This window comes from Pseudomonas sp. (assembly GCF_032058845.1).
Classification (GTDB): domain Bacteria; phylum Pseudomonadota; class Gammaproteobacteria; order Pseudomonadales; family Pseudomonadaceae; genus Aquipseudomonas.
Window position 1 is genome coordinate 1 of the sequence record NZ_DAMCCR010000169.1, and the last position, 5,462, is coordinate 5,462.

Genomic DNA, 5,462 nt, shown 5'->3' on the forward strand with positions numbered 1-5,462 from the left:
GCGACGACGCTTCGTCGGCCTGGGCATCGCCGCCAGCGTGTCGCGGTCACGGCCGGGACTTCAGCGCTGTGGCTGAGCGGCACGCGCCTGGCGATGGCGGATATCCGTACCGCCGTGGGCGAGCGGCGCACGGCGACGCTGGCGGATGGCTCCACGGTGGACATGGCCGGCAACACAGCGTTGAACGTGGATTTTGCAGCCGGTAAACGCTCGGTCGAACTGCTGCAGGGCGAGGCCTACTTCAACGTCGTGCCGTCCACGGGCGGCGAGTTCGAGGTCACTACGCCCTATGGCCAGATCACTGCCGCCGAGGGCGAGTTCTGCCTGTCGTGCGAGCGCGCGTCGGTGCTGCTGGCGGTGAGCCGCAAGACAGCCAGCGTGGTGGCGGCAAACCAGCATCTGGACCTTGGTGAAGGCCTGTCGCTGCGTTTCAGCCAAGGCCACGCCGGCCCGATCCAGCACGCCGAGCTGGAACAGATCCTTGCCTGGCGCAGCGGCCGCCTGGTGTTTTTCGACACCCCGCTCAGGACCGTGACCGAGCAGCTGCAACGCTGGCGCCCCGGGCGAATCTTCGTCATGGACGAGCAACTGGCCGCGCGCCGGGTCAGCCTGATCCTCAATCTCGAGCGGCCTGATCAGTTGATCGATGCGCTCACCAGCGCCCTGTCAGTACGCGCCCGGCACTACACCGATCTGGTCACGCTGATCTATCCCGCCTGATCCCCGTAGAAATATTTCGCATTGCCTCAAGAATCTCGAGCAGCCTGATCAGCTGATCGATGCGCTCACCAGCGCCCTGACGGTACGCGCTCGGCACTACACCGATCTGGTCACGCTGATCTATCCCGGCTGACCCCCGTAGAAATAATTTCGCAGCGCCTCAAGACATTGCCCTCACTCGTGCGTCTTTGCCTGACTGATTGGTATTCGCATCGTGCGCCTTTTCCTGAGGAACCCCGTAATGGCCGTGCAACCCCCCTTCGTCTCCCGACCCGATGGCCGCTGGCAGCGCAGCGCCCTGAGCACCGCGCTGGCGTGCACCTTGCTGCTGGGTACGCTGCAGGCCCACGGGGCAGCCGTGGCCCAACCTGCCGCCTCTGCACGCACGCTGGCCCTGAACATCCCGGCTCAGTCGCTGCGCCAGGCGCTGTTGCAGTTCAGCCAGCAGTCAGGCCAGAACGTGATGCTCGACGGCAATCTCGATGCAACGCTGCGCAGCCCCGGCGTGGTCGGTCGCTACTCGGCCGAAGACGCATTGGCCAGGTTGCTGCAAGGCAGCGGCTACCACTTCGCCCGCACCGATGCCGCCACCCTCTACCTCGTCCCGCAGCAGAGCGCGCAAGGCAATGGCCAGGTGAGCCTCGGCCTCACCCAAATCCAGTCCCAGGCCGAGTGGGACGCCACCCCCGCGCGCAGCTACCGCGGCAACACCGCCCCCAGCACCACGCGCCTGGGCCTGACCGACAAGCAGACCCCGCAAGCGATCACCGTGGTGACTCGCGAGCAGATGGACGACTTCAAGCTCAACAGCGTCAAGGACGCCCTGCGCAACGCGCCCTCGGTGACCGTCGAACAGTTCGAGACCGACCGCACGGCCTTCACCTCACGCGGCTTCAAGATCGAGAACTTCGAGTTCGACGGCATGAGCCTGCCGTTCTCCGGCGGCGTGCTGGTCGGCGACCAAGACATGACCGAGTTCGAGCAGGTCGACGTGCTGCACGGCGCCAATGGCCTGATGAGCGGCACCGGCGACCCGTCAGCCACCGTCAACCTGATCCGCAAACGGCCCACCGACACCTTCCAGGCCCGCGTCGACAGCAGCGTAGGCTCCTGGGACAACCGCCGCCTGAGCCTCGACCTCTCCGGCCCGCTGACCGACAGCGGCAACGTGCGCGGGCGCTTGATCACCTCCCACGACAAAGGCAACGCCTACCTCGACCAGTACGGCCACGAAGTGAACGTGGCCGCCGGCCTGCTGGCCTTCGACCTGTCCGATGTCGACACCCTGACCGTCGGCTTCACCCAGCAGAACAGCTACTCCAACGGCAGCACCTGGGGCGCACTGCCGATCGCCGACTACGCCGGCAAGCGCATCCACTACAGCAGCCGCAGCTCCAGCGTCGGCCAACCCTGGACCTACTGGGACGTGCACACCCAGCGCGCCTTCGCCGAACTCACCCACGCCTTCGACAACGGCTGGAACAGCACGCTGACCGTGACCGGAATGAAGCAGGATTCCGACACCAAGATGCTCTACGCCATCCCAGCGACCGCCACCAGCGCCTATGCCTACGTCAACCGCACCACCAGCACGGAAAACCAGGTCACCGGCGAAGCCAAGCTGGCCGGCCCGTTCGATTTCCTCGGCCGCGAACACGAGCTGACCCTCGGCGCCAACTACGGCCGCACCCACCACGACGAGCGCGGCCACTACTTCAGCGCCGCCGGCTACATTCCCGTCAGCCTGGCCGATGCCCTGTCCGGCAACGTCATCGAGCCCGCCTTCGACTACACCGACGACCTCAACACCCAGCTGTTCACCGACCGCCAGAAAAGCCTGTTCGCCGGCGCCCGCTTCAGCCTCGCCGACGACCTGCACTGGATCGCCGGCGCGCGCATGCTCAGCGCCGACGGTGATGGCGCCGGCTACGGCTCGCCCCACGACACCCGCGTGCACGGTAAGGTCACGCCCTACACGGGCCTGGTCTACGACCTGACCCCACAGTGGAGCCTGTACACCAGCTGGACCAAGATCTTCAAACCGCAATACGTGCGCAGCACCACGGGCGGCGTGGTCGAGCCGCTCGAAGGCAAGAGCCTGGAAGTGGGCGTGAAAGGCCTGCTGCTCGACGACCGCCTGACCGTGACCGCCGCTGCCTTCAAGACCGACCAGGAAAACGTCGCCGAACTGACCGGCGAAATCTCAGGCGGGCAATACCTCTACCGCGGCACCAACTTCAAGAGCCGCGGCTTCGAGCTTGGGGCGTCTGGCGAAGTGCTGACCGGCCTGGAACTGGCCGGCGGCTACAACTTCGTGCGCATCGAAGACGACAACGGCGACGACGCCCGCAAGTACATTCCCACCCACACCCTGCGCGGCAGCCTAACCTACCGCTTGCCCAGCCTGCCCCAGGCGAAAGTGGGCACACGGGTGCAGTGGCAGAGCGGAACCGAGCTGGATAACAACAGCAACGTACGGCAGAACGCCTACGCGCTGGTGGACCTGATGGCGAGTTACGACTTCGATGAGCACTGGAGCGCGGGGGTGAATGTGAACAACGTGACGGACCGGAAGTATCTGTTGTCGCTGTATCAGTCTGCGGGGTCGACGAATTACGGAGCGCCGCGGAATGTGATGGCTTCGGTGAGTTGGAAGTACTGACAGGTAGGCCCGATCTGACGGTTGAAAGGGAGGAGGGGTCAGTTTATGCGAGAGCTGACTCCAAACACTGACACCTCCGCTGAGCCTGACTCTTCCTGCCCCAACCATGCTGACGAAGAAGCCAAAACCCCACAGTTTTCAGCCCCAAAACGCAGCTCCCAACCCACCGCCGCCCCCCGTGTGGGAGCGGCTTCAGCCGCGATGGCCGGCACCGCCGACCCAACCGCCCCGCACTGGCCCGTCCAGTTGAAACAACCTACGAGCCGTCCAGCAACTTGCCGCATTCCTCCCCCACCAACCTGCCAATGATCCTCACCGCCTGATGAACACCGGCTACATGCCGCGAACTCAGACCTGGCGAATCATCCGACCCCAGCGCATCGTCATGCTCGACGAGCGCCTCACCTAATAATTCCAAGGTCCATCCATAAACTTGCAGCTGGATCAGACGCTCTCGCTCAATCATCGGCGCACCGCCTTTGCAACACAGACGACGTCAGCTTGTGACTGATGGGAAAGCCCTAGGGGTGATGGGGCGATGACCCCAGGGCGGCAAACGGATGCGCGGTTTTTGCTCAAACTGCCTGCTAGCATGCATGAGGCTCCAAGTTACTTGTCAGGAGCTGCGACCGTCCTTCCTACGGGATTGGGTGGCAGCTGTGTGTGGGGTAGGAATACCGGGAAACTTGGAACCCGGCCAGGCCGAAGCCTGCCCACACACAGCCGCCATGACACGAATCGGCGGGCATGAAAAAAGCGCCAGCCGAGGTGATGGGGCGCTATGTGCGTGCGCCAAGTTTATCAGCAGGTTCCTACACCTGACCGCAGGATTGACTGCAGTTGGGGGAATTTAGTGGGTAGTGGGGGTGGGTGCAAGGGGCGGGGTGTGGGACGGGGCTTGATAATTTGTAGGATAAAACCTGAAGTGAGCAGGGTTCGCCTAAGCCAACGCTATTGAGAGGAACGATCGCGGGTTTGGCTTTGCCGTTTTTGATCCTGCAGACGCATCTATCCAGGGCTAAATCATTCCTGTTGGAGCGGGTTCACCCGCGGTGAACTCCAAAGCAGCCCCAACCATCGTTTCCACACGAGCGGGTGGCAGCTATGCGCAGGGTGGAAAACCGGACATCGAGCAACCCCGGCAGGCCAAAGGCCTCCCGCGCATAGCTGCCATAGCGGCAGATCGATCAATGATTACCAGGGTTTCCACACCCCGATCACTGAACTACTCAGCGACCCAGCAAGGTTAGGAGGATGGATTTCCCAGCGCAATCAGACGGAGATCGACATGAGGCGTAAGGTATTTCCTAGGACGGGGAATGACTATGGGGTAGGTGTCAGATGTTTCGGAAGGTGGTGTGGGAAGGGGGCGGAGTTTGGAGTTGAGGTGCTCGGTGATGTTGGACCTCAAATGGGATGACCCAGGCCAATGCGTCTCGCTAGGCGGCGATTATGGGTCCCGGGTTGTCGAGCCAGCGGCACTAAAGAGCTGGCACTAAAGAGCTACAGAACTATCAGGACTTTGGTGCCTGTAGCGGGCTTAGCTTCTTTCGTGACAGCTCGACATGACCATCGCACGACACCAAAGCGAAATAGTCTTTGTCCGGAGTATTGGCAGATACCGTCCACATTTTTGCAGTCGCGTCATAATGCTCATCCGACGATACACTGACTGACGTTCCGCCAATGGCAGGGTACGTTCTGTCGAAGTATGTACGAACTGACGTCTCTATAAACGCCCGCCCTACATCAGGGCAAGATTCGAGCGGCCCCTTACCGCAGCCAGTCACTGTGGAAAGCGTTAGAAGCGCTAAAATGATTTTTGACGCTCTCATGCAAATCCCTTTGTTAATGGTTGTGGCAGCCTGGCCAGTAGTCCCTCTAGCATACATATGACGATTAGCCGATTTCGTATAGGGCTTTTTTTTCAATACTCGATGCCCTTAAGCCACACCAAAGAGACGAGCGGCGAATCTGAATCGTTACTACACGGCCCTCGCGTGCCTTTTTCCAATCGGATCGTCTCTAGTGTGGTGTTTCTCAAATAACGCTCATACTTCTCGGTTTAGCGCCTCGGCTG

At 62.0% G+C, this 5,462-nt stretch carries 3 protein-coding genes; 2 read left to right on the forward strand and 1 reads right to left on the reverse strand.

Going from position 1 to position 5,462, the window contains the following annotated elements:
- Positions 1-720 (forward strand): FecR domain-containing protein (locus tag RT028_RS19790; protein ID WP_312937112.1); only part of this gene is annotated, 720 nt, incomplete at its 5' end.
- Positions 721-961: 241 nt separating this feature from the next.
- Positions 962-3,382, forward strand: a complete 2,421-nt coding sequence (locus tag RT028_RS19795) for a TonB-dependent siderophore receptor (RefSeq protein ID WP_312937114.1) — start codon at positions 962-964, stop codon at positions 3,380-3,382.
- 256 nt (positions 3,383-3,638) lie between these two features.
- Here RT028_RS19795 and RT028_RS19800 read toward each other — a convergent pair whose 3' ends face one another.
- Positions 3,639-3,848, reverse strand: a complete 210-nt coding sequence (locus RT028_RS19800; protein WP_312937116.1) for a hypothetical protein — start codon at positions 3,846-3,848, stop codon at positions 3,639-3,641.
- Positions 3,849-5,462: the final 1,614 nt, after the last annotated feature.

Coding starts and splice junctions, on each gene's coding strand:
- RT028_RS19795 (WP_312937114.1), top strand. CDS start 962: ATGGCCGTGCAACCCCCCTTCGTCTCCCGACCCGATGGCCGCTGGCAG.
- RT028_RS19800 (WP_312937116.1), bottom strand. CDS start 3,848: ATGATTGAGCGAGAGCGTCTGATCCAGCTGCAAGTTTATGGATGGACC.